Below are 22384 nucleotides of genomic sequence, written 5' to 3'. Positions count from 1 at the left end.
CCGTCACAGCCGATCTCCTATCGTCGCTTCGTGAGGCGTCGAACGGTGCTCAAGGTGCCGCTGCTGCTGGCGGCAGGCCCGGTGCTGACCCGAGTCCCTCGCGCCGCCGCAGAGCAAAGCCGATGGTCGCCTGACCGGGCCAACCGCTGGTACCAAGCGCAAGGTTGGCTTGTCGGCGCGAACTACGTCACCTCTAACGCGATCAACCAGCTCGAGATGTTTCAGGCCGACACGTTCGACCCCCGCCGCATCGACACCGAGCTGGGCTGGGCCCAGATGCACGGGCTCAACGCTGTGCGGGTCTTCCTCCACGATCAGCTCTGGGCCCAAGACCAGCGAGGCTTCCAGAAACGTCTCGCGCAGTTCGTCACGATCGCGGCGCGCCACCGCATCAAACCACTCTTCGTCCTCTTCGACTCATGTTGGGATCCGTTCCCCAAGCCGGGGCGGCAGCGTGCACCAAAGCCCGGGATCCACAACTCCGGTTGGGTGCAAAGCCCAGGCGCCGAGCACCTCGATGACCTGGATTACCGCCGCACTCTGCTCAACTATGTCACGGGAGTGTTGAACCAATTCCGCACGGATGACCGGGTTTTGGGCTGGGATCTGTGGAACGAGCCCGACAATCCCGCGCGCGTGTATCGCAAGGTCGAGCGGAAAGACAAGCAGGAGCGTGTCGCCGACCTGCTTTCCCTGGCGTTCGGGTGGGCGCGTTCGGTTGATCCCTCTCAGCCGTTAACCAGTGGCGTATGGACCGGTGAGTGGGGAGATCCGCAGCACCGCAGCGAAATCGCGAACATTCAACTGGAGAACTCCGACGTCGTCACCTTCCACTGCTACGGCGAACCAGCGGCATTCGAGGGCCGGATCGCCGAATTGTCCCCTTTGGGACGGCCAATCCTCTGTACGGAGTACCTGGCTCGCACACTTGGCAGTACCGTCGACGGGGTTCTGCCAATTGCGAAGCGGCACAACGTCGCTGCGATCAATTGGGGTTTTGTCGCCGGGAAGACTCAAACGTACTTTCCGTGGGACTCCTGGGATCACCCGTACACGACAGTCCCGAAGCCCTGGTTTCAAGACTTGGTCCAGCCCGACGGACGGCCCTACCGGGACACCGAAATTCAAACGATCAGCAAGCTGAGCAGGCTCTGATGGCCGGCGAGGTCGTCGGTGGCCGCTACGAGTTGCGGGGCGTCCTGGGCCGCGGCGGCATGGCGGAGGTCCGCGAGGCGTGGGATCGCCGTCTGCGGCGGGTGGTCGCCGTCAAGCTGCTACATCCGGCCCTGACCGACGTGTCCGAGAAACGGCTGCGATTCGAGGCGGAGGCGCGGGCAGCCGGCGCACTTGCCAGTCCGCACATCGTGGTTGTGCACGACTGCGGCGAGCACAACGGCACTCCGTTCATCGTGATGGAGCGACTACCCGGTGCGTCACTGGCGGATGAGATCGCCCGAGGTCCGCTGCCGCAACCACTCGTGCGTGACGTGCTCGCCGACGTCCTGGCGGGGTTGGAGCTGGCACACGATGCCGGCATCCTGCATCGCGACATCAAACCGGGAAACATTCTGTTCAGCGGATCCGGTGGGGTGAAGGTCACCGACTTCGGCATCGCGAAGACCGCCGAGGCGGCTTACACCATGACGGGGCAGATCGTCGGCACGCTCGCCTATCTCAGCCCTGAGCGAGTGTCAGGACGGTCAGCGACCGTATCTGATGACATCTACGCCGTCGGTGTGGTCGGCTACGAGGCGCTGACTGGTCGCAGGCCGTTCATCCAGAAAGAGATCGGCGCGTTAGCGCATGCCATCCTGACCGAGCAACCGCCGCCGATCGCAACGCTGCGGCCGGATGTGAAGCCGGAATTGGCGGCCGTGATCGAACGCGCGATGGCACGCGACCCCGCACAGCGGTTCGGCAGCGCGCGGGAGATGCGCGCCGCCCTGTTGGGCGGTGAGCCGTTGACGGCGCCGCCGGCGCAGCGCGACATCCCGGTGCCGCCGCCCGACGTCCCGCCGCCCGTGCGGCCGCCCGACGTCCCGCCGCCGCCTGTGCGGCCCGCCACTAAGGTGCTTGACGCGCCGCTGCCGCCGCCGACCTACCCGCCGCCCACGCCGACTTACGCGCCGCTCATCACCCCTGCTCCGGCGACCAGTCGGGCGCGCAAACTGTGGGCAGCTGGCGCAGTTGTCGCCGCCCTCGTGCTTGCGGTGATCCTCCTCGCGCTCGGCCCGCCATCGTCGTCGCCGCCGACACCGGTAATCAACACCACGGCACCGGTTGCGACAACAACCACCACAACAACCACGACCACGACCCCGACGTTCGCCCCGGAGCCGCTACAGCCGGCGCCGCCGCGGCATCCCGGAAAGGGCAAGGGCAGGGGGCAGGGCGGCGACTGAGTCCGCTTGTGGTTGCATGGGGAATGATTTGGCGATTTGCCGGACGCTCTCTCGGGTCTCAGGACAGCCGACCAAGACCGACGAAGTCGTGGACAATTTGCACAGATCGATCCGTGCGCCGGTGCCCTAGCTGTTGCGACTGTTAAAACCTATTTGCGGCGTTGCTGGCCGTCAGGCTCTCGGTGGTCGTCGTCCCAGTCGACCCATTCGAGCAGAGGGGTCGTCGGCATGTTGCCGCGGATTGACGCCTCGAATTCAGGTTGTCCGTCTGTTCGCCGCGACCAGCTCGGGTCACCGCGATTGGCTCGAGATCGCCGGAAGCCCACTATCAGCAAGGTCGTCAAGCCGATCATTAGCCAAACAACGAGCAACACTTCGACCAGGGTTAACCACATATCATCGTCACCTATCTACCAAGCTGATCTGCCAATTCATCCCGTCGCGGATCCACCATTTAGTCCTACTCGTTTGCGTATCGTTTCGTTCTCTGTTCTTGACGCCGTCAATGGTCGAGCGGCTTGTATGAGCCGACAGTGATCTAGCCAGGGCTAATGGCCAGACCACACGCAGTCTGAAAAGACAACACGCGAGCGGAAATGACGTCCGTATCGTGAGGCCCATGGATGTGCCCTGCCCAAACCGACCCGATGAGGGCGCGGATGTCGTCAACCGCCGCCAGTTCCTCCGGCTGGCCGGCGGCATCAGTGTGGCGTCAGTGGTCAGCGCCTGCCCAAGTCAGGCACGTAGAGACTCTGCCTCGGCATCCACGAGCGCCTCGATGCAAGCCTCGACTCCGAATCACGCTGCAACGGCAACCGCTGCCAGCCAAACGCAAAGTCCGCCGCTAGCCCCCGTAACGTCGCCCCCATCCGCCCCGGCTACTACGTCGGTTCAGTTGTTATGCCGCGATGCCTGGGGCGCACGACCGGCCCGCGCCGGGGGACGGCGCCACACCATCACTCGTTTGACCCTGCACCACGAGGCCGTGGTCCTCGGCCAAAACAGCAACGCCCCAGAGCATTTGCGCAAGGATCAGCGATACCACCAAGACCAGCTGGGATGGATCGATATTGCCTATCACGTCGGCGTCGACCGCAATGGCAACATCTACGAACTGCGGAGCACCGAGATTGCCGGTGACACTGCGACGGACTACGACACAACAGGCCATTTCCTGGTCCTCTGCGAAGGAGACTTCGATCAAGAGGCCGTGCCGGACGCCCAGCTTCAGGGGGCAGCTCTCGCGTTCGCATGGGCCGCACAGAACTTCGGCGTCGCGACCGATACATTGGCGGGCCATCGAGACCTAGCCAAGACGTCATGCCCGGGTGCGAACCTCTATGCCCACATCTCCTCGGGCGACCTCAAGCGCCGCATCGACGATCTGCTTGCCGCTGGCCGGGTAGACCTCCAGCGCTTTTGCGGACCCGATGCTGCCGCAAGAGTCGCGGCTATCGAGGCGGGCAACTAACCATTCGCCCACCCCGGCAGGCGCCCGTCAAAAGGACCGCAATCGCGCCGTGCTACCACGCAGGAACTCAAGCGGCTCAACAACTCTCGGCCCCCAGGTGCCCACCGCGTCGAGCAACACGCGACGAGCCAGGAACCTCCGCTGGATGCGGCGTGCAGTCATTAACACGAGCAAGCTAATCGCGAGTCGGCCCAGCGCCACCCGACTCGTTCGCTTCTTCCAGGTCGAAGGCGTCGAGCCGGCGCGCCGGCCAAAGTAGTAGCCGACGCACAGTGCTGTTATCAGCGCGGACATCACCGCGAGCACTGTCATGGAAACGAGCGTCCTTCATCGCTGTCGCGAGAAAGTCACATGCGAGATACACCTCGGCTTAGAAATGACCGGCGCACAGGGTGATAACCGATCGGGCACGCCGCGTCAGCGGCCTCGAAACCGAGGCTCCCTCTTCTCTACGAACGCCCGCGCCGCTTCCCGGTGATCTTCTGTCAGGCCCGTATGGATGTGGTGTGTGACCTCAAGGTCCATGCATTCCTCGAGGCTGCCGTGGACCGCCCGGTTGAGGTTCTCTTTCATATAGCGGTAGGCGATCGACGGGCCCTCGGCTAACCTCCGGGCCCGTTCCATCACCTCTTTCTCGAGCTCATTGACCGGGAAAACGGCGTTGACCAAACCCAGCTTCTCGGCCTGGTCGGCGGTGAGCCGCTCCGAAAAGTAGTACAGCTCCTTGGCCTTCGCCGGGCCGACCAGTCGGGTCAAGAGCCAGGTTCCGCCATAGTCGCCGGCGAAGGCAACACGAGCGAAAGAGGTTGTGAATACGGCAGTTTCGGCCGCGTACCTGAGATCGCATGCCAGGGCGAGCGCGAGGCCGGCGCCGGCAGCCGGGCCGGGAATATGCGCGATGGTCGGTTTTGGCATCCGCCACAGCTTCCCGCTGGTCGCCTGCTGGTTCAGACGCTGCCGGTGAATCGCCACGTCGACCGGCACCGGCGGCGCGCCTGCAGAACTCCGGTCTGCCATGGCCTTCACGTCGCCCCCGGCCGAGAAGGCGCCGCCTGCTCCGGTCAGCACCACGCAACCCACCTCGTCGCTGAGTTCGACCTGGGCCAGGATGCGTCCCAACGCGTCGAGCATGTCGTTCGAGAAGGCGTTGCGCCGCGACGGCCGATTCATGGTGATCACAGCGACGCCGTCGTCCACCTCGGCCAGGAGGTCTTCGGTGCCGGTGTCAAGAGCCGTCATGGTGCCCGCACCACGAACCGCACCCCGCCGATCTCGGCGACCGGCCCGCTATCACTCGGCAGACCCGGCAAGCCTGGGCTCAACCAGATTTCGGTAATGCCTTCGGCCCGGCCGTCGACCGTCGAAATGAACCTTAAGGATTGGTCCGCCGCATCCAGCCGGACCTCGGCTGGTCCAGCGTCCACCTCGGCGTGGAGACCAAGAACCTGTGCCCACCGCTGGGCCGCTCCGGCCGGGTCTTTCACCTCGACCGTTATGCCGGCAATGCCGCCCGCCGGGTGATCAGGCGCTGTTCCGGTCCATGCCGGTCCCGCCCATCGCCACGAGTTGGTTGGCGACGCCCAGTCGAGGGACACGATCGCCCCCGGGATGTCCTTGGGGTGCAAGTGGGTGCCGGCAATGTCGTCGAGTTCGGCCTTCCACACGACCCGCACTCCCAGATCGGTCACCCGCCGGCGGGCGTCTTCGAGCGACGGCATCTGGAATATGGCCATGTAGCCGCTGTCGGATCCGCGACGGGCTAGATAACGCCCGGCAGTGGTGTCGGGTCGTACTGGAGAGACCACCTCCACGAAGGTGTCGCCCACGGGGAACACGGCGTTGACGAGGCCGAATTCTCCGACCCCTGGATCGTGGAACGGATTTGGCCAGCTGAACGTCTTTTGGAGAGCGGTGGCGGTCTTCTCGCAGTCATGGGCGACCAACGCCACCTGGCGTAGACGAGGACCGGGCAATAGGTCTGGCAAAGCACTCTCCCATGGCAGCGACGTACGACCACCGTACCCGGGCTCGAATTGAACGGGGCCCCTCTTACCAGGGCGCCCCAAATGAGTCGAACCATCCAGCGGCCATCTGTACAGCGGACCAATCCAACTGCTTTACCAGGCCGGTAGACGAACTGTTCGACGAATGCGGCGAACTGTACAAGCTGTGAGCACGGACGGGGCACGGGGCGGTAACAAAACCAGCTCGGGCGACGGAGGTGGGTTGCATGGCCCCAGCTCAATCCATCACGCTCAGCGTCATGCGCGATCGAGAAGCCATCGACTCAGAACTACGACTCCTGGCCGCCGTGCGCCGCTCAATTCGCGAGCATGGCATGGAGTCGGCTAGTCGACTCGTCGACGAATTGCTCGATGAACGCCTAGCAACTCGGGGACGGGTCGGCTAGGACGTGGCAGTGGATACCCTGGCCGCCTGTGACCGGTTGGCGTTCGTGGTGGAAGGCGAGATGGTTGCAGATGAGGCATGACACGATGGCCGGTATGCCTGAGCATCCTGGTTCAGCAATAAGCACCAGCGACACGCAGGCCGCCCTGCGCCAATCGCGGCGACTACCTGCTCTATGGGGCAAATACGCCAGGGTCCTCTTGACGGCCGGTGCCGAGGCTGAGGAGGCAGGCGTCGACGTTGCGCTCACTCCCAACGACGCCCGCGAGCTGGCGAGCGCACTACTCGCTGCTGGCGAAGCGTGGGGCGACGACGAAACTCATCGGACGCTAAGTAGCAATCCAAACCTGCCTATTGTGGCAGCCGCGTATTCCAGGCTAACCGCAGCCGTTGAAGATGGGGAAAACAACGGAGCTGAACAAATAAGGGTCGCCACACCCGACGTCGACGTTCTGCTTACTTTCGCGCAGATGCTCTACCAAGAGATAAAATCGCGCGCCTCAGAATCGGCGGAGAGCCATCACCTTTGCCCCCACTTGGAGAATGCGCCGTCATCGAAAACTGGTTTCTGTCATAGCGAACGCCAATAAGCAGTGTCGGCTTACTTGCGCACACTATGCCGACCGTCAACTGCGGAGTCTAGTGCCAACTGGACCACGCGCAATTAGGTGCCTATGGTGGCGCTAGCGTCTCAAGAAAAGGGGCTAAGAAGGGTGCCATGAAACAGCTCTGTGACGACATACGCGAATTCGCCGTTCAGGTCCGCCAGATCGGATTCTCCCTGAATGGGGGCGTGGGTGAATGGGAATGCCTCGACCTCAGTGAGCGCATGCTCGCGGCGGTAAAACAAGCTGAGAACAGAATGGTCAGCTAAATTCACCCCTGCTGGTGCCTAAGCCATCCGAAACACCAATCAGCCATTGCCAGCGCTGACCGGAGCTTCTCTCGTGGAGCTGCCGGGAATCGAACCCGGGTCCTACGGCATACCCTCAAGGCTTCTCCGTGCGCAGTTCGCTTTGCCCTTACTCGGATCTCCCGGTCTCGCGAACTAGCCGGGACGGCGATCCCAGTCGCTGTTTGGTGTCCCGCTAGGTTCCGCGACCGAACCTAGCGGTTGATCCCTCTAGCTGACGCCAGGATCCGGGTCGAGGGAGTTCCCGGTCTGACGGACTAGCTGTCGCTTAGGCAGCGAGAGCGTAGTCGCGCTGATGTGAATCGGCGCTTATTGAGTTGCAACGACGCTTACGGTGGTCTCTTGCCTGCACCGGCACGCTTCCCTTGATTCGATGCGCGAAGTCGAAACCGTTCAGCCCCATGTCTTCGTGCATCCCCGCCGACTTTCGGCAGGACATTCAATATTACGCAGGTTGTGCAACAACCGGCCAGCAAATATTCATCCGCACAGAGGCGTGGCTCAGATCACGTAGTTGATGTGCTCGACCACGCACGCCGCGACATCCTGGTCGCCGCCGAACTCGACGCCGTCGGTACTGCTGGTACGACCTCCCGCAAGCCGGGTGAACAGAAGGCCGTCGAGCCGGATCGTCGCCGTCGGCTGCTGGCCGCCGAAGTCGTCGACCAGCTGGCCCCGCCCGTTCACCGCCACCCGGATCGTGCGCGCCAGCGGCCCGGTCAGCTCGATCAGGATCCGCGACCCCTCAGGGGCCTTGCCGAGTTTGCCGACGACGTAGCCCATGCTCGCCGTCATCTCGTCAAGTGCCAGGCGCGCGGCCGGCCCGTGAAGGTCTTCATCGGACGCCGGTCGGTCCAGCGCGTCACGGATGTCCTGCTCATGCATCCAGCAGTCGAAGGTCCGGATCCGCATGAACCGCCCGTAACTATCCTTGCCGGCCGGTGTTGGGGTCACCGCGTTCCAGTCGTCCTCCGACATCTGCGACAGCATCTTGCGGCGATCGTTGGTCACCGCCACGAACCGCTCCCGTAGGGCAGCACCCGATTCCCCGCTGAGATGACGCACCCAGCATTCGTTCATCGCGCCGAAGTCGTTGCGGACGTGCTCCAGAGCAGCCACGTCGATGTCGGCCTCAGGTGTGGCAATCCCCATCAGCATCGATTCGGTGCCGATGAGGTGCGACACCACGGCACGCACGTTCCAGCCGGGCAGCGGTGTCGGCGCTTGCCAACCTGACTCCGGCAAGCCGTCCAGCAGTCGATCGATCGCATCCCATGCAGCGAAGAGACCCGACAGCAGATCGGACTTGTCCAGTTGGGTGACAGGGCGAGCAGGGCTGGTCACGAAGCTGATGCTAGACGGCCTCAGCTGGCGGCGATCATTGTCACCGACAACATGGCCAACACCATGCCGACCGCCTGCCAGCGGGTCACGCGTTCACGCAGGACGATGATGGCCAACACAACAGTCACCGCCGGATACAGCGAAATCAGAACGCTGGCCAGCGACAGCAGCGAGCCGTGCAGCGCCAGCAACATGGTGATATTGGCACAGGTGTCCAACAATGCTGCGGCCACCGCGAGCCGCATCGGTGTTCCCGACGGCAGGCGCAGGTGGCGGGTCATCGCGGCCACCACCAACACCAGCACCGTCGCCGATATTCGGGCGAAGACCAACGGCCAGAGCCGGCATTCCGCCGGCGCTTGGTGGATGAACACGAAGTTGAACCCGAAGGCTATCCCCGAGCCGATCGTCAGCCAAGCCACTTTGGTGGTGAACCGGTGCGGCCGGATGTCCTCGTCGGTAGCCTCTCTGCTCACCAACGTCACGGCCAGCATCGCCAGGATCACACCCGCCGAGGCGGCATGTCCCGGCCGCTCCCCCAGCGCCATCCCGACACCGACCGGTACGGCCGCATCCAGCACCGCCGCAAGAGGAGACACCACGGAGATCGGCCCCGATCCGAGCGCTGCGTAGAACCACCACGCGGCCACCCCCTGGCTGACCCCGCCGAGCACACCCCACAGCACAGCGCCGGGGTGGACGGGCCCGCCCACGATTGCGGCCAATGCGCAAAGCAGCACACCGGTGATCGGGTAAGACACCAGCACCACGCGAAGCGCGGCTACCCGCCGTGAGGCGATTCCGCCGGCAAAGTCGCTTACGCCGAAGCTGACCGCAGACAGCTGGGCGTACGCGGCCCCGATCAGCTCATGCCCTTTACGTGTCGACCCAACTCTCGCACCACTTCTCGTTGCGCGTCGCGGCGCGCCATGTCCTGTCGTTTGTCGTGCGCTCTCTTGCCGCGCGCCAGTGCGAGTTCCACCTTGACTTTTCCGTGGGAGAAGTACACCGACAGCGGCACCAGCGCGAGGTTACCATCTCTGATCTTGCCCACCAGATGGTCGATTTGGCGGCGGTGCAACAACAATTTGCGGTTGCGTCGGGGATCGTGGTTGGTCCAGCTTCCGTGGTGATACTCCGGGATATGCATGTTGCGCAGCCACACTTCGCCGTTGTCGACGGTGGCGAACGCGTCGACCAGAGACGCGTGCCCCTCCCGCAGACTTTTCACCTCGGTGCCGACCAGCGCGACCCCTGCCTCGAAGACTTCGAGAATCGAGAAATTATGCCGCGCTTTGCGGTTGGTGGCGATGATCTGTCTGCCGTCGCTTGCCTTTGCTCCGGGTTTCTTGGCCACCGCTACCGCCGCACATATACCCGCAGCGTGAGGTACGCCGTCACGCCGGCCATCCCCACGCCCACCAAGAACAGCCAGGGCGAGATGAAGATGATCCGGGCGTAGTCGATGGGGGCAATGAGGTTGGCTTGATAGAACTGGCTCAGCGCATTGTCCAAAAACCATGCGCGCACAACAATTAAACCAATCACCGCAATGGCGACGCCGACCGTCGCCGCTACCATAGCCTCCAGCAGAAACGGCAACTGGGTGTACCAGCGACTGGCGCCGACCAGCCTCATGATGCCCACTTCCGTGCGTCGCGTATAGGCGGCGACTTGGACCATGTTGGCAATCAACAACACTGCGCCGATCGCCTGCACCAGCGCCACCGCGAACGCGGCACTACTCAAACCGTCCAACACAGCGAACAACCGATCGATCAGCTCCTTTTGATTGAGCACCGAAAGCACACCGGGTTGGCCCTGCATCGCAGCATCAAAATCCTTGTGCTGCTCCGGATTCTCCAGCTTCACGATGAACGATGCCGGGAATGAATCCTTGCCCGCGACATCTTTGTATTGCGGGAATTTGCGGATCGCGTCGTCGTAAGCGTCGTCCCGGTTGAGAAACCGCACCGATTTGACGTCGTTGCGCGCTTCTATCTTCTCCCGCAACGCTTTACAGGCCGGGCTGGCACATGTGGGGTCGTTCGCGGAGACATCGTTGGTCAAGAACACCTGCGTCTCCACACGATCGAGGTAGATGTGGCGGGAGTCGTTGGCTAACTGCACAACCAGCAGACCGCCGCCGAACAGGCCGATGGAGATGGCGGTCGTTAAAATCATCGCGATCGTCATGGTGACGTTGCGACGAAGACCAGTGACGACCTCGTTGAACAGGAAGCTGAATCGCACTTAGCGATCCATCCCGTATACGCCGCGCTGTTCGTCTCGCACCAACCTGCCCAGCGACAGCTCGACGACACGCTGGCGCATCGAGTCGACGATGTGATGGTCGTGGGTGGCCATCACCACGGTGGTCCCGGTGCGGTTGATCCGCTCCAGCAAATCCATGATGTCCTTACTGGTCTCCGGGTCGAGGTTGCCGGTGGGCTCGTCGGCCAGCAGCACCAGCGGCCGGTTGACGAAGGCGCGCGCAATTGCGACGCGCTGCTGTTCGCCACCGGACAGCTCACTGGGCAGCCGGTTGGCTTTGCCGGAGAGGCCGACCATCTCCAGCACGTCGGGCACCACACGGTTGATCGTCTCGCGGCGCTTGCCGATCACCTCCAACGCGAACGCGACGTTTTCGTACACCGTCTTCTTCTGCAGTAGCCGGAAGTCCTGGAACACGCAGCCGATCACCTGCCGCAGGCTTGGGACGTGGCGGCCGGGCAACGCGTTGACGTGGAACTTCGACACCCGGATGTCGCCGGTCGTGGGTTTCTCCTCGGCCAGCAGCAACCGCATGAACGTCGACTTGCCGGAGCCAGAGGGGCCGATGAGGAAGACGAACTCACCCTTGTCGATTTTGACGTTGATGTCATCCAGCGCCGGGCGCGCCGACGCCTTGTACTGCTTGCTGACATGGTCAAGGGTGATCATCACGGCTCGCCAGTGTAGCGATGAGTTGCACCGCGACAGCCGGGCAAGCCCGGCTCACTCGACGGGGCGGTCACGGCAGCGGGATGGGCCCCGGCCCCGGCCCGGGTCCGGGCGGCGGTGGGCCGGGCGCTGGGCTGGGGCCTGGCGGTGCAGTGGTTGTCGGGGTGGGCGGGCCGAAAAGCGGCGGAAGCACGAACGGCGGCGGCGCCGGCGTCGAGGAAGGGGTGGTCGTGGTGGTGGGTGGCGGAGTCGTCGTCGGCGTCATGGTCGGCGTCTTGGTCACCGTCACGGTGGAAGGCGGCTGCTGCAACCTGCTGCGCGGCACCCACGTGTAGTTCGGGTCGGGCACGAACCCCGGCGGCACCACTTGCGTGGCCGGTACCTGCGCAGGTCTTTTCGGCGTCGGCTCGTACGTGTCGTGAAGCCACCACACCGCCAGGAACAGAAGGACCAAAGCCACGGTGGATGTGCGCACATGACCGCCGAACAAGTAGCCCGGCCAGCCCCGCTCCGCCTCGTCGCCGGCCCGCTTGAGCGCGTGCAGTGTGAAGTTCAAAGCTCTCGGCATCGCTAACTTCACCGGCTCTGCACCGCCCCCTGCGTCTCCTCCTCGGCGCCTTCGGCAGTCGACGGATGAACAATCGCGCCGACCATCCCCGGGTCGTTTGCGGCTCGGATCCCGGCGCGCGCCAGCGCGCGGACCACCAAAACACGTAATTCGCGGCCCGCTTGGAACTGCTTGCCGGGCAATGTGCGGGCCACCAAGCGCAGGGTCACCGTGTCGACCTCGATGCTCTCCACTCCCATCACCGTGGGCGGGTCAAGCAGCAACTCTCCCAGCACGGCATCATCGCAGGCGTGCTCACACTCCTGGCGCAATACATCGTTGACCTGGTTCAGGTCGGCGGTGGTGGGCACCGGGATGTCCACGACCGCACGGGCCCAATCCTTCGACAGATTCACCGACTTCACGATCTGCCCGTTCGGCACCGTGAATACTTCGCCATCGGGTGAGCGCAGTTTCGTCACTCGCAATGTGACGTTCTCGACCGTCCCGCTGGCGGGAGTGTTCGCCCCGGTGATTGTGAGCTCAACCAGATCGCCGAACCCGTACTGCTTTTCGGCGATGATGAAAAACCCGGCCAGCAAATCTTTGACCAGCTGTTGGGCGCCGAAGCCAAGCGCAGCGCCCAGCACCGTGGCCGGGGCCACCAGCCCGCGCACCGATAACTGCAGAATGTCGGCGATCTGGACAGCAACAGCCACCGCGATGAGCACGACGGCCACCCACGAAATCACCGCTGCCACTGCCTGCCGGTGTTTGGTGGCTTCCGACCGCACCAGCGCGTCGCTCTCGGTGAACCCGACGTCAAGGCGCTCGGTCACCTTTTGCGCCGCCCAGTTCACGAACCGGCCCGCCAATACAGCCCCGATCAGCAGCAGAACGATACGCAGACCCTGATTGAGAATCCAGTCACGGATGTCTGCCCGCCACAAGTCATGCCAGGGCTGCGCCGTCGATACCGCGAGAAGTGTGGTATCAGTCATCGCCTCTTTGGTTGCGCCACCGGATCCCCGCTTCCAGGAATCCGTCGATGTCCCCGTCAAGTACGGCCGTCGGATTGCCTACCTCATACTCGGTGCGCAAATCCTTCACCATCTGGTACGGGTGCAGAACATAGGACCGCATCTGGTTACCCCAGGAGCTGCCACCGTCACCCTTCAGCGCATCGAGCTCAGCGCGCTCTTCTAACCGCTTGCGCTCCAACAACTTTGCCTGAAGCACCCGCATCGCTGCAACTTTGTTCTGCAGCTGCGATTTTTCGTTCTGGCAAGTCACGACGATACCGGTCGGAAGGTGGGTAAGTCGAACGGCCGAGTCAGTGGTGTTCACCGATTGGCCGCCGGGACCGCTGGAGCGATAGACGTCGACGCGGATATCGCCTTCCGGAATGTCGATGTGGTCGGTGGTCTCCACCACCGGAAGCACCTCGACCTCCGCGAACGACGTCTGCCGGCGGTGCTGGTTGTCGAATGGGCTGAGCCGCACCAGCCGGTGGGTGCCCTGTTCGACCGACAACGTGCCGTACGCGTACGGCGCGTGCACGGCGAAGGTCGCGCTTTTGATCCCCGCCTCTTCGGCGTAGGACGTGTCGAACACCTCGACCGGGTAGTTGTGTTGCTCGGCCCAGCGGATGTACATCCGCATCAGCATCTCGGCCCAATCGGCGGCGTCGACCCCGCCGGCGCCGGAGCGGATGGTGACCAGCGCCTCACGTTCGTCGTATTCGCCGGACAACAGGGTCCGAACTTCCATGGCTTCGATGTCGGCGCGCAGCGCCTTGAGCTCGGCGTCGGCTTCCGCGAGGTTCTCGGCGCCGCCTTCTTCTTCCGCAAGCTCGTACATCACCGGCAGATCGTCTAGGCGGCGTCGGAGCTCTTCGACACGCCGCAGCTCGCCCTGAGCGTGCGACAACTCACTGGTCACCCGCTGTGCGCGGGTCTGGTCGTCCCACAATTTGGGATCGGACGCCTCGTGCTCGAGCTTCTCGATCCGGGTGCGCAGACCGTCGACATCGAGCACCCGCTCCACCGTGGTCAGCGTGGAGTCGAGAGCTGCGATATCGGCTTGACGGTCAGGATCCACAGCTGCTCACGTTACCGGCGCCCTAATCAGACGTGCGACTAGCGGGCCTACGCACGGGTAGCCGTTTAGCATCGGGCTGTATGCGCCCCTACCACGTCGCGATCGTCGGCTCCGGCCCCTCGGGATTCTTTGCCGCGGCATCGCTGCTGAAGGCCGCCGACTCCGCCGAGGACATCGACGTTGCGGTCGACATGCTCGAGATGTTGCCGACGCCGTGGGGTCTGGTGCGCTCGGGCGTCGCCCCCGATCATCCGAAGATCAAGTCGATCAGCAAACAGTTCGAAAAGACGGCCGAAGACCCGCGGTTTCGGTTTTTCGGCAACGTCGTGATCGGCGAGCACATCCAGGCCGCCGAGCTCGCCGAGCGCTACGACGCGGTGATCTATGCCGTCGGCGCGCAATCCGATCGAGCGTTGAACATCCCCGGTGAGCATCTGCCGGGAAGCATCGCCGCCGTCGACTTCGTCGGCTGGTACAACGCCCACCCGCACTTCGCGCAGATGGCCCCCGACCTGTCCGGTGCGCGCGCCGTCGTCATCGGTAACGGCAATGTCGCCCTCGACGTCGCCCGCATTTTGGTGAGCGACCCCGACGAGCTGGCGCAGACCGACATCGCCGACCACGCGCTGGAATCGCTGCGCCCACGCGGTGTCGAGGAAGTGGTGATCATCGGTCGGCGCGGTCCGCTGCAGACAGCCTTCACGACGCTGGAGCTGCGTGAGCTGGGCACTCTCGCGGCACTCCAAGGCGTCGACGTGGTGGTCGATCCCGCGGATCTGGAAGGCATCAGCGACGAGGACGCGGCCGCAGTCGGCAAGACGTGTAAGCAGAACATCGCGGTGCTGCGGGATTATGCGAGCCGTGACCACCGCCCGGGTCACCGCCGACTCGTGTTCCGGTTTTTCACCTCTCCTATCGAAATCAAGGGCGAGGGCAGGGTCGAGCGCATTGTGCTCGGCCGCAACGAGCTGGTGACCGACGACAGCGGTCGAGTGGTGGCCAAGGACACCGGCGCTCGAGAGGAATTGCCTGTCCAGTTGGTGGTTCGGTCGGTCGGCTATCGGGGTGTACCCACGCCCGGCCTACCGTTCGACGAGCGCAGCGGAACCATCCCGAACACCAACGGCCGGGTGGAAGGCAGCCGCAACGAGTACGTCGTCGGGTGGATCAAGCGCGGGCCGACCGGGGTGATCGGCACTAACAAGAAGGACTCCCAAGACACCGTCGACACGTTGCTCGCCGACCTGGCCGCGGCCCAGTTGGCTGACTTTCCAGAGGACCACGCCGACAAGCTCGCCGACTGGCTGCTGTCACGTCAGCCGAAGCTGATCACCGCCACGCACTGGCAGGCCATCGACCAACACGAGCGCTCGGCCGGCGAACCGCACGGGCGCCCGCGGGTCAAGTTGTCGAGCCTCGACGAGCTATTGCGGATAGCGCACGGGTGACGTTCGGGTCAGAGGACGGTGCTGACCTTCCGAAGCACTATTATTCCGCGGGTGCGTGCTACCCCTATGCCCGTGGACTACCTGGCGCAGATCAGTGTTACGTACTGAGCAAGGACCATCAGCGGCTGCGGCGGAACCAGCCGGTATCCGCCAGGCGGTACGGACCCTCAACCCCGGTTATTTCGCGCTGGTTATGGCCACCGGGATGGTGTCGATCGCGATGTATCACCACCGCGCCTATTCGGTCTCCGTTGCGCTGCTGTGGCTGACCGGCCTCGCTTATGTTGTCCTCGTCATCCTCAATGGCGTGCGAATCACATTCTACCGCAAAGATGTTGGCGAGGATTTGGGCAATCCCGGCCGGGCTTTCGGGCTCTTCACCTTCGTCGCCGCCACCGACGTGCTCGGTACCCGGCTCGCTGTCGACGCCCACTACCGGCTCGCCTTCGCACTGTTGGTCGTCGGCTGGCTCAGCTGGCTGGTCCTGGGTTACCTGGTGCCCTGGACGGCAGTGCTGCGGCATCGTCACCAGCCCGTGCTGCAGGCCGCGAACGGCACCTGGTTCATCTTCGTCGTCGCCAGCCAGTCCCTGGCCGTGCTTGCAGCCGTGGTGGAACCCGCACTCGGAAACGAACGCCGGGAATTGGCTCTGCTGGCAGTGTTTTCCTGGTCGGTCGGTGTGTTCCTGTACGGCGGTACCGGTGTCTTGGTCACCGCCCGCATGCTGCTCTACCCACTGCGGCCAGAAGACCTCAATCCGCAGTACTGGGTATCGATGGGGGCCACCGCAATTACCGTTCTCGCTGGTGCGCGCATCGTCGAGATGGCCAATGCGCCGATGGTCGCTGCTACCCGAGGCCTGATCGCCGGAACCTCGGTTGTCTTCTGGGCGTTCGGCACCTGGCTGCTCCCGCCGCTGGTTGCCGCCGGCTTCTGGAAACACATCATCCACCGCATCCCGCTGCGCTACGAAGCAGGACTGTGGAGTGTGGTGTTCCCGCTGGGTATGTACGGGGTCGGCGGGCACTACCTCGGGCGAGCCGACCATTTGCCGCTCGTCAAGCACATCAGCGACGTCGAGAGCTGGATTGCCTTGGGGGCGTGGGCGATTACGTTCCTTGCGATGTTGCACCACCTGGTGACCACCGTCGGCGGAGCGGCCCGCAAACGCGCTAAACAGAGGGTTGTTCGGGCGGGGCGAACGCCCACTTGTCCGGATTCCTCTGCGAGTACACCACGGGCAAAAGTTGACCCATCGTCGGCCACTTAGCGACGTTGACGACCATGCGCTGATAAACCGTGTGCTCGTTGACCGTCGGCCCGTTGATGACTCCGGTGATCGTGACGTACTGCTCACCGGTCGCATCAGGTCGCGGGCTGACGCCAGTCACCAGCAACGTGCCGCTCACTGCGTCTTGGCCCGGGCCGCGTCGCATGAACCGCGGCGCCAGCAACACCGCCAACGTCGCAATCAGCAAGAACAGCACACCGATTTCCCAGCCCACATGGCCATGGTAGGACTGCTGTCGTGAGGCGCACCGACGACGATTTGGCGGTGGCGTTGGCGCTGGCAGACCGCGCCGATGCGGTGACGCTGGCCCGGTTCGGCGCGCTGGATCTGCGGATTGAGACGAAACCAGATCTGACGCCGGTCACTGATGCCGATCGAGCGGTCGAATCCGAGTTACGAGAAGCGCTGGCACGCCAGCGGCCTGACGACAGCGTGCTAGGCGAAGAATTCGGCGGAGCAACGACTTTCAGTGGTCGGCAATGGATCATCGACCCGATCGACGGCACCAAGAACTTCGTGCGCGGCGTGCCGGTGTGGGCGACGTTGATCGCGTTGCTCGACGACGGGGTGCCGTCGGTCGGGGTGATCAGCGCGCCGGCGCTGCGGCGCCGGTGGTGGGCAGCTCGCGGTTTCGGCGCGTTCGCTGCCGCCGACGGCTCGCCGCCACGCCGCCTGTCGGTGTCCTCGGTGGCGGAGCTGGGGGCGGTAAGCCTATCGTTTTCCAGCCTGTCGGGATGGGCGCAGCTGGGTTTGCGGGAACGTTTCCTCGCACTGACCGACGCGGTGTGGCGAGTCCGCGCCTATGGCGACTTTTGGTCCTATTGCCTGGTGGCCGAAGGCGCCGTCGACGTCGCGGCCGAACCGGAGGTGTCGGTGTGGGACCTGGCCCCCCTGGACATCCTGGTGCGCGAAGCGGGCGGCGCGTTCACCAGTCTCGACGGCAGCGCCGGCCCACACGGCGGTAGCGCGGTGGCGACCAACGGCTTACTTCATGACGAGGTGCTGAACCGACTGCGCGCGTAATCTGGCGGCTGAGCACGCCATGAGTCACCCATTCACGATCGCGACGAAGCACTGGCACCGCCTCGACGACGGTCGGATTCAGTGCGACGTATGCCCGCGCGCCTGCAAGCTGCACGAGGGCCAGCAGGGACTGTGTTTCGTCCGCGCCCGCATCGATGATCAGATCAAGCTCACCAGCTACGGGCGCTGCAGCGGATTCTGCGTCGATCCGGTGGAAAAGAAGCCGCTCAACCATTTCCTGCCCGGTTCGGCGGTGTTGTCGTTCGGCACAGCGGGTTGCAACCTCGCCTGCAAGTTCTGCCAGAACTGGGACATCTCCAAGTCCCGCGAAGTCGACACCCTTGCCAGCCGGGCCACCCCCGACGACATCGCTCGGGTCGCCGGCGAATTGGGTTGTCGCAGCGTGGCTTTCACCTACAACGACCCGACGATCTTCTGGGAGTACGCCGCCGATGTCGCCGATGCCTGCCATGACCGCGGCATCAAAGCTGTTTCGGTGACCGCCGGCTACATGTGTCCGGCGCCTCGAGCGGAGTTCTATCGGCACATCGATGCCGCCAACGTCGATCTGAAAGCGTTCACCGAGGACTTCTACCGCAAAGTGTGCGTCGGGCACCTCGAGGACGTGCTCGACACCCTGCTCTATCTGCGCCACGAGACCGATGTGTGGTTCGAAATCACCACGCTGCTCATCCCCGGGCGCAATGACGGCGACGCCGAAATTGCCGCCGAGTGCGAGTGGATCCGCGAGAACCTCGGCATCGACGTGCCGGTGCACTTCACCGCATTCCACCCCGACTACAAGATGACCGACACGCCGCCGACCCCGGCGACCACCCTCCGTCGGGCCCGGTGCATCGCGCTTGATGCAGGCCTGCAGTTCGTCTACACGGGCAATATCCACGATGCCGAGGGCGGCACCACGTCGTGTCCCGGCTGCGGTGCGGCGGTCGTGGTTCGTGACTGGTATGCGATGCGGCATTACGCGCTGACCGATGAGGGCCACTGTCGAGCCTGCGGCTATCGGTTACCCGGCGTCTTTGACGGGCCGGCCGAAGGCTGGGGCCCGCGACGGCTGCCCCTCTGGGCCAGCCTGTCGCAGGTGTGAAGTAGTTAACAGTCCTCGCTATCTTACTCCGGAGTAAGATAGGGTTATCGCACTGGCCCCAACGACCGAGGCTGCTGACATGACCAACACGTCCACCACCAACGGCTCGCCGGCACGGCCCAAGAAAACCGGCCGCAAAACCGCCGTCGGCGAATACAAGCACAAGCGGACCGGCATCGATATCGCGCTGGGCCTGCTTACTCCGATTGTCGGCCAGGAGTTCCTGGACAAGTACAACCTGCGTGATCCGCTCAACCGGACGCTGAAATATGGTGTCAAGACCGGCTTTTCGGTTGCGGGTGCCACCAGCCGTCAGTTCAAGCGTGTCCAAGGCCTTCGCGGCGGCCCGACCCGGCTGAAGGCCAGCGGCAAAGACTACTTCGACCTGACCCCCGACGACGACCAGAAGCTGATTGTCGAAACGGTCGAGCAGTTCGCTCAGGAGATCCTGCGGCCTGCCGCAGCCGAAGCCGATGAGGCCGCGAAATATCCGCCGGACTTGATCGCGAAGGCAGCCGAGCTGGGCGTCACCGCGGTCAACGTTCCCGAAGACTTCGAGGGCATCGCCGCCCATCGCTCCAGCGTGACCAACGTCCTGGTGGCTGAGGCCCTGGCTTACGGCGACATGGGGCTGGCGCTCCCGATTCTGGCGCCCGGCGGCGTCGCTTCGGCGCTCACCCATTGGGGCAGTGCCGATCAGCAGGCCACCTATCTCAAGGAGTTCGCGGGCGAGAACGTCCCGCAAGCCTGCGTCGCGATCGCCGAACCGCAGCCACTATTCGACCCGACCAATCTGAAGACCACCGCCACGCGCACCCCGAGCGGCTATCGACTGAACGGGGTGAAGTCGTTGGTGCCGGCAGCCGCCGATGCCGAGCTGTTCATCGTCGGTGCGCAACTGAGCGGAAAGCCGGCCCTATTCATCGTCGAATCGTCCAGCAACGGTCTGACCGTCAAGGCCGATCCGAGCATGGGCATTCGCGCGGCGGCGTTGGGTCAGGTGGAGCTCGATCATGTGTCGGTGCCACTGAGTGCGCGGCTGGGCGAGGATGAGGCCACCGACGACGACTACGCGGAGGCGATCGCGCTGTCCCGGCTGGGCTGGGCGGCATTGGCGGTAGGCACCTCGCACGCCGTCCTCGACTACGTCGTCCCCTACGTGAAGGAACGCGAAGCATTCGGGGAGCCGATCGCCCGGCGGCAGTCGGTGGCGTTCATGTGCGCCAACATCGCCATCGAGCTCGACGGGCTGCGGATGATCACCTGGCGCGGTGCGGCACGCGCCGAGCAGGGCCTGCCGTTCACCCGCGAAGCAGCGCTGGCCAAGCGGCTCGGCGCCGACAAGGGCATGCAGATCGGCCTCGACGGCGTACAGCTGCTCGGCGGCCACGGCTACACAAAGGAACACCCCGTCGAGCGCTGGTACCGCGACCTGCGAGCCATCGGCGTCGCCGAGGGCGTCGTCGTCATCTAATTCGCGAGCGAAAGACCAATCATGGCAATCAATCTGGAACTCCCCCGCAAGATGCACTCGGTGATCGACAAGGCACATCAGGGTGCCGCCGAAATGATGCGGCCGATCGCCCGCAAGTACGACCTAAACGAACACGCCTACCCGGTTGAGCTCGACACGCTGGCCCAGCTGTTCATGGGCGCTGCCGAGTCGAACACGTTGGGGCTCACCGGCGCCGAGGCGTTCCGAGAGGGCGAAGGCAAGGAGGAAAAGCGCAACGGTCCCAACATGGCGGCGGTGCTGCAGACCATCGAAGCCAGTTGGGGCGACGCCGCGATGATGCTCTCGATGCCCTATCAAGGTCTGGGCAACGCGACCATCTCCGGCCTGGCCACCGACGAGCAGCTGCAACGGTTGGGCAAGGTCTGGGCGGCGATGGCCATCACCGAACCCGGGTTCGGCTCGGACTCGGCCGCGGTGTCGACAACCGCGAGGCTGGACGGCGACGAATACGTGATCAACGGCGAAAAGATCTTTGTCACTTCCGGTTCACGGGCCACCCACATCGTGGTCTGGGCGACGCTGGACAAGTCGAAGGGGCGCGCTGCGATCAAGCCGTTCATCGTGCCGCGCGAGCATCCGGGCGTCACCGTCGAGCGGCTGGAGAAGAAGCTCGGCATCAAGGGCTCCGACACGGCCACCATACGGTTCGATAATGTCCGCATCCCCAAAGAAAACTTGCTGGGCAGCCCGGAGATCGATACCAGCAAGGGCTTCGGCGGTGTGATGGAGACGTTCGACAACACCCGCCCGATCGTGGCCGCGATGGCCATCGGGATCGCCCGCGCCGCATTGGAAGAGCTGCGCAAGATCCTGACCGACGCCGGGGTGGAGATTTCGTACGACAAGCCCTGGCACGCCCAAAGCGCCCCCGCCGCTGAGTTTTTGCGGATGGAGGCTGACTGGGAAGCCAGCTATTTGTTGGCGCTGCGCGCGGCGTGGCAGGCCGACAACAGCATTCCCAACTCCAAAGAAGCGTCGATGAGCAAGGCCAAGGCCGGCCGGGTGGCCAGCGACATCACGCTCAAGGCCGTCGAATTTACCGGCACCACGGGCTATTCCGAGCAGACGCTGTTCGAGAAGTGGGCGCGCGACTCGAAGATCATGGACATCTTCGAGGGCACCCAGCAGATCCAGCAGCTGGTGGTCGCCCGCAGGCTGCTGGGCCTGTCGTCGTCGGAGCTGAAATAGCGCGAGCAGACGCAAAAGTCCCCGAATTTCGTTGAAATCGGGGGCTTTTGCGTCTGTTGGCGGCTCACTGGCCGACCTCAGGTTGCTCAGCAATCTCTTCAGTCGCTCCGGCAGGGATTGACGCCTTCTTGAACTTGATGTCGTATGTGATATCGCGCCGGAGGGCTCGGTCCGCTGCATCGCGGGTTATCCACAGCTCGACGGCAGGCGAGCAGATATGTCGGTCGTCCGACTTAGCATGCGGTCATGACTAACTGGATCAACACGGTCAGCCGTGACCATGTCGCACAAGGAGTGCGAGGTCGCTTCACACAGGCCAACCACGGCAAACCGCACATGCTGCGCAAGATGGCTCGTGGTGACTGGATCATCTTCTACTCACCGAAGACCGTCTACCCCGACGGTGAGCCGCTTCAGGCCTTTACCGCCATGGGCCGAGTCGCCGACGATGAGCCATATCAGGCGGAGATGACGCCCGACTTTCACCCGTGGCGCCGCAATGTCGACTTCCTCGAGTGCACCGAGACACCGATCCGGCCGCTGATCGACCAACTTGAGTTCATCGAAGACAAGGCTCGGTGGGGCTACAAATTCCGATTCGGGGTATTCAAGATCAGCGATCACGACTTGGAGGTGATCAGGTCGGCGATGACGGGCTTGTGAATGTCCAGGCTCCTTGAA

The 22384-nt window shown here is 64.0% G+C and carries 24 protein-coding genes and 1 other RNA gene; 12 read left to right on the top strand and 13 right to left on the bottom strand.

From position 1 onward, the window contains the following. Positions 1 to 30: 30 nt before the first annotated feature. The 3 genes from G6N15_RS14915 to G6N15_RS14905 all read left to right on the top strand — a co-directional run bounded on the left by G6N15_RS14915 (position 31) and on the right by G6N15_RS14905 (position 3873). The gene (locus G6N15_RS14915; RefSeq protein ID WP_083089999.1) at positions 31 to 1155 is read left to right on the top strand and encodes a glycoside hydrolase 5 family protein; all 1125 of its coding nucleotides are present in this window, start codon (positions 31 to 33) and stop codon (positions 1153 to 1155) included. Beyond that, a complete protein-coding gene (locus G6N15_RS14910; protein WP_083089998.1) occupies positions 1155 to 2402 on the top strand; it encodes a serine/threonine-protein kinase in 1248 nt (415 codons plus the stop codon). Before G6N15_RS14915 ends, G6N15_RS14910 begins: the two co-directional genes overlap by 1 nt. An 895-nt stretch (positions 2403 to 3297) precedes the next feature. Further along, complete coding sequence (locus G6N15_RS14905) at positions 3298 to 3873, top strand: N-acetylmuramoyl-L-alanine amidase (protein WP_264019266.1); 576 nt, start codon at positions 3298 to 3300, stop codon at positions 3871 to 3873. Between the two features lie 27 nt (positions 3874 to 3900). Here the strand turns inward: G6N15_RS14905 and G6N15_RS23290 are convergent, their stop codons facing one another. The 3 genes from G6N15_RS23290 to G6N15_RS14895 all read right to left on the bottom strand — a co-directional run bounded on the left by G6N15_RS23290 (position 3901) and on the right by G6N15_RS14895 (position 5858). Next, positions 3901 to 4185: a hypothetical protein gene (locus G6N15_RS23290; RefSeq protein WP_083089995.1), complete on the bottom strand. Its 285-nt coding sequence runs from the start codon at positions 4183 to 4185 to the stop codon at positions 3901 to 3903. A 105-nt stretch (positions 4186 to 4290) separates the two neighbouring features. Further along, a complete protein-coding gene (locus G6N15_RS14900; RefSeq protein ID WP_197910667.1) occupies positions 4291 to 5070 on the bottom strand; it encodes an enoyl-CoA hydratase-related protein in 780 nt (259 codons plus the stop codon). A gap of 38 nt (positions 5071 to 5108) precedes the next feature. After that, entirely contained in the window at positions 5109 to 5858 is a 750-nt protein-coding gene (locus G6N15_RS14895) for a VOC family protein (protein WP_139798057.1), read from the bottom strand. A gap of 245 nt (positions 5859 to 6103) precedes the next feature. Between G6N15_RS14895 and G6N15_RS14890 the strand changes: the two genes are divergently transcribed. Both G6N15_RS14890 and G6N15_RS14885 read left to right on the top strand, forming a co-directional pair. Continuing rightward, on the top strand, positions 6104 to 6283 hold the full coding sequence (locus G6N15_RS14890; RefSeq protein WP_083089992.1) for a hypothetical protein: 180 nt from the start codon (positions 6104 to 6106) through the stop codon (positions 6281 to 6283). Between the two features lie 94 nt (positions 6284 to 6377). Then, positions 6378 to 6872, top strand: coding sequence for a hypothetical protein (locus tag G6N15_RS14885; RefSeq protein ID WP_139798056.1), 495 nt, complete (start codon positions 6378 to 6380; stop codon positions 6870 to 6872). A 355-nt stretch (positions 6873 to 7227) separates the two neighbouring features. Here G6N15_RS14885 and ssrA read toward each other — a convergent pair. From ssrA to prfB, 9 genes are all read right to left on the bottom strand, one after another. Further along, positions 7228 to 7596, bottom strand: a transfer-messenger RNA (tmRNA) gene (gene ssrA, locus G6N15_RS14880). A 100-nt stretch (positions 7597 to 7696) separates the two neighbouring features. Continuing rightward, on the bottom strand, positions 7697 to 8539 hold the full coding sequence (locus tag G6N15_RS14875; protein ID WP_083089991.1) for a maleylpyruvate isomerase family mycothiol-dependent enzyme: 843 nt from the start codon (positions 8537 to 8539) through the stop codon (positions 7697 to 7699). 20 nt (positions 8540 to 8559) lie between these two features. Continuing rightward, complete coding sequence (locus tag G6N15_RS14870) at positions 8560 to 9405, bottom strand: DMT family transporter (RefSeq protein ID WP_179961830.1); 846 nt, start codon at positions 9403 to 9405, stop codon at positions 8560 to 8562. After that, entirely contained in the window at positions 9402 to 9896 is a 495-nt protein-coding gene (gene smpB / locus G6N15_RS14865; RefSeq protein ID WP_083089989.1) for an SsrA-binding protein SmpB, read from the bottom strand. Before smpB ends, G6N15_RS14870 begins: the two co-directional genes overlap by 4 nt. A gap of 2 nt (positions 9897 to 9898) precedes the next feature. Beyond that, positions 9899 to 10792, bottom strand: a complete 894-nt coding sequence (gene ftsX / locus G6N15_RS14860; protein WP_083089988.1) for a permease-like cell division protein FtsX — start codon at positions 10790 to 10792, stop codon at positions 9899 to 9901. Further along, the gene (ftsE, locus tag G6N15_RS14855; RefSeq protein ID WP_083089987.1) at positions 10793 to 11482 is read right to left on the bottom strand and encodes a cell division ATP-binding protein FtsE; all 690 of its coding nucleotides are present in this window, start codon (positions 11480 to 11482) and stop codon (positions 10793 to 10795) included. It abuts the gene before it with no gap. A gap of 70 nt (positions 11483 to 11552) precedes the next feature. Continuing rightward, a complete protein-coding gene (locus G6N15_RS14850) occupies positions 11553 to 12050 on the bottom strand; it encodes a hypothetical protein (RefSeq protein ID WP_163748085.1) in 498 nt (165 codons plus the stop codon). An 8-nt stretch (positions 12051 to 12058) separates the two neighbouring features. Next, on the bottom strand, positions 12059 to 13030 hold the full coding sequence (locus G6N15_RS14845) for a mechanosensitive ion channel family protein (RefSeq protein WP_083086085.1): 972 nt from the start codon (positions 13028 to 13030) through the stop codon (positions 12059 to 12061). Further along, complete coding sequence (gene prfB / locus G6N15_RS14840) at positions 13023 to 14129, bottom strand: peptide chain release factor 2 (RefSeq protein WP_083086088.1); 1107 nt, start codon at positions 14127 to 14129, stop codon at positions 13023 to 13025. Before prfB ends, G6N15_RS14845 begins: the two co-directional genes overlap by 8 nt. A gap of 80 nt (positions 14130 to 14209) precedes the next feature. Here prfB and G6N15_RS14835 point away from each other — a divergent pair, with 80 nt between their 5' ends. Both G6N15_RS14835 and G6N15_RS14830 read left to right on the top strand, forming a co-directional pair. After that, complete coding sequence (locus G6N15_RS14835; protein WP_083086090.1) at positions 14210 to 15577, top strand: FAD-dependent oxidoreductase; 1368 nt, start codon at positions 14210 to 14212, stop codon at positions 15575 to 15577. A 94-nt stretch (positions 15578 to 15671) separates the two neighbouring features. Further along, the gene (locus tag G6N15_RS14830; RefSeq protein ID WP_083086092.1) at positions 15672 to 16847 is read left to right on the top strand and encodes a tellurite resistance/C4-dicarboxylate transporter family protein; all 1176 of its coding nucleotides are present in this window, start codon (positions 15672 to 15674) and stop codon (positions 16845 to 16847) included. Here the strand turns inward: G6N15_RS14830 and G6N15_RS14825 are convergent. Then, on the bottom strand, positions 16750 to 17082 hold the full coding sequence (locus tag G6N15_RS14825; protein WP_083086093.1) for a hypothetical protein: 333 nt from the start codon (positions 17080 to 17082) through the stop codon (positions 16750 to 16752). The genes G6N15_RS14830 and G6N15_RS14825 overlap by 98 nt on opposite strands. Before the next feature lie 23 nt (positions 17083 to 17105). Here G6N15_RS14825 and hisN point away from each other — a divergent pair, with 23 nt between their 5' ends. From hisN to G6N15_RS14800, 5 genes are all read left to right on the top strand, one after another. Next, positions 17106 to 17891 (top strand): histidinol-phosphatase, encoded by a 786-nt coding sequence (gene hisN, locus G6N15_RS14820; RefSeq protein WP_083086094.1) that lies wholly within the window; start codon positions 17106 to 17108, stop codon positions 17889 to 17891. A gap of 19 nt (positions 17892 to 17910) precedes the next feature. After that, positions 17911 to 18999: an AmmeMemoRadiSam system radical SAM enzyme gene (amrS, locus tag G6N15_RS14815; RefSeq protein WP_083086095.1), complete on the top strand. Its 1089-nt coding sequence runs from the start codon at positions 17911 to 17913 to the stop codon at positions 18997 to 18999. A 79-nt stretch (positions 19000 to 19078) separates the two neighbouring features. Beyond that, positions 19079 to 20473, top strand: coding sequence for an acyl-CoA dehydrogenase family protein (locus G6N15_RS14810; RefSeq protein ID WP_083086096.1), 1395 nt, complete (start codon positions 19079 to 19081; stop codon positions 20471 to 20473). A 21-nt stretch (positions 20474 to 20494) separates the two neighbouring features. Next, a complete protein-coding gene (locus tag G6N15_RS14805; protein ID WP_083086097.1) occupies positions 20495 to 21703 on the top strand; it encodes an acyl-CoA dehydrogenase family protein in 1209 nt (402 codons plus the stop codon). A gap of 246 nt (positions 21704 to 21949) precedes the next feature. Next, positions 21950 to 22366, top strand: coding sequence for an EVE domain-containing protein (locus tag G6N15_RS14800; protein ID WP_083086098.1), 417 nt, complete (start codon positions 21950 to 21952; stop codon positions 22364 to 22366). Positions 22367 to 22384: the final 18 nt, after the last annotated feature.

The organism is Mycobacterium noviomagense (genome assembly GCF_010731635.1).
Lineage (GTDB): Bacteria > Actinomycetota > Actinomycetes > Mycobacteriales > Mycobacteriaceae > Mycobacterium > Mycobacterium noviomagense.
This window is presented reverse-complemented; position numbering and strand designations above follow the sequence as displayed.

Coding starts and splice junctions, on each gene's coding strand:
- G6N15_RS14850 (WP_163748085.1), bottom strand. CDS start 12,050: ATGCCGAGAGCTTTGAACTTCACACTGCACGCGCTCAAGCGGGCCGGC.
- G6N15_RS14845 (WP_083086085.1), bottom strand. CDS start 13,030: ATGACTGATACCACACTTCTCGCGGTATCGACGGCGCAGCCCTGGCAT.
- G6N15_RS14810 (WP_083086096.1), top strand. CDS start 19,079: ATGACCAACACGTCCACCACCAACGGCTCGCCGGCACGGCCCAAGAAA.
- G6N15_RS14910 (WP_083089998.1), top strand. CDS start 1,155: ATGGCCGGCGAGGTCGTCGGTGGCCGCTACGAGTTGCGGGGCGTCCTG.
- G6N15_RS14885 (WP_139798056.1), top strand. CDS start 6,378: ATGCCTGAGCATCCTGGTTCAGCAATAAGCACCAGCGACACGCAGGCC.
- G6N15_RS14805 (WP_083086097.1), top strand. CDS start 20,495: ATGGCAATCAATCTGGAACTCCCCCGCAAGATGCACTCGGTGATCGAC.
- G6N15_RS14835 (WP_083086090.1), top strand. CDS start 14,210: ATGCGCCCCTACCACGTCGCGATCGTCGGCTCCGGCCCCTCGGGATTC.
- amrS (WP_083086095.1), top strand. CDS start 17,911: ATGAGTCACCCATTCACGATCGCGACGAAGCACTGGCACCGCCTCGAC.
- G6N15_RS23290 (WP_083089995.1), bottom strand. CDS start 4,185: ATGACAGTGCTCGCGGTGATGTCCGCGCTGATAACAGCACTGTGCGTC.
- ftsE (WP_083089987.1), bottom strand. CDS start 11,482: ATGATCACCCTTGACCATGTCAGCAAGCAGTACAAGGCGTCGGCGCGC.
- G6N15_RS14890 (WP_083089992.1), top strand. CDS start 6,104: ATGGCCCCAGCTCAATCCATCACGCTCAGCGTCATGCGCGATCGAGAA.
- G6N15_RS14800 (WP_083086098.1), top strand. CDS start 21,950: ATGACTAACTGGATCAACACGGTCAGCCGTGACCATGTCGCACAAGGA.